The sequence below is a fragment of the Caballeronia arvi genome, assembly GCF_001544695.2.
Classification (GTDB): domain Bacteria; phylum Pseudomonadota; class Gammaproteobacteria; order Burkholderiales; family Burkholderiaceae; genus Caballeronia; species Caballeronia arvi.
The window spans coordinates 1-998 of the sequence record NZ_FCOM02000272.1 but is presented as its reverse complement, the minus strand read 5'-3'; the positions used below and the strand labels follow the sequence as shown (position 1 = coordinate 998).

General features: G+C 60.0%; 1 protein-coding gene. It reads left to right on the top strand.

Going from position 1 to position 998, the window contains the following annotated elements:
• The coding region (locus AWB74_RS44850; RefSeq protein ID WP_200822132.1) for a cytochrome c oxidase subunit I at nt 1-942 on the top strand (942 nt) is incomplete at its 5' end.
• Between the last annotated feature and the right edge of the window lie 56 nt (nt 943-998).

Sequence of the window (998 nt, the reverse complement as noted above, 5' to 3'; positions counted from 1 at the left end):
GTGGCCACCTTCGCCTGGATTGCGACGATTTATACGGGTCGCCCGGTATTCAAGGTTCCGTTTCTTTACTTTGCGGGTTTCGTGCTGTTATTTGTGATCGGCGGCGTATCAGGCGTCATGACGGCTGCCGTGCCGCTCGACTGGCAATTGACCGATACCTACTTCGTGGTCGCCCACCTGCACTATGTGCTCCTTGGCATCAACGTCTTCCCGGTGATCGGCGGCATCTACTACTGGTTTCCGAAGTTCACGGGACGAATGATGAGCGAGCGGCTCGGCAAGATCGGCTTTGCTGTGACGTTCATTGGCTTCAATGTCGCCTTCTTTCCAATGCATATCGCCGGACTCCTCGGCATGCCACGGCGCATCTATACCTACGCGCCCGATATGGGCTGGACCACTGTCAATCAGATCACGTCGCTGGGTTCGTTCGTGTTCGCACTCGGCGTGCTGATTTTCCTCATTGACGTCGCCTGGAGCTATCGCCGTGGCCCGATCGCTGGCAAGAATCCATGGGACGCCCCAACGCTCGAATGGTCCGTGGCGTCGCCGCCGCCGCCCTACAATTTTGCGACTTTGCCGTTTGTAGCGAGCCGCCATCCGCTCTGGGAAGACCGGCTGCCCGAAGCGTCGAAAACGCGTCTGAGATCGGTTCTCGACGAGGGCTACATCCTGGATCATGGGCGCGAGGCGCTTGGGACCACGGCACTGGACGCCGAACCCGACATCATTCTCAAAATGCCAGAAGACTCGTATGCGCCGTTTTTGCTCGGGCTGTTTTCGGCTCTTGTTTTTGCGGGCATGGCGCTGCAGGCATGGTGGCTGACCGGCGCCGCGGGTATCGCGTGCGCGGTCGTGCTGATTGTTTGGCTCTGGCCCGAGCGCAAACTCGTGCAGCGCGAGCCTTACCCTGTTCACGATGAGGGAGGCGCCCTTGGCTGAGTTCTACGAGACGCTCGACAGCGGCCGGGCGTTGCCAATCGGCAGCGCCGGTGAAC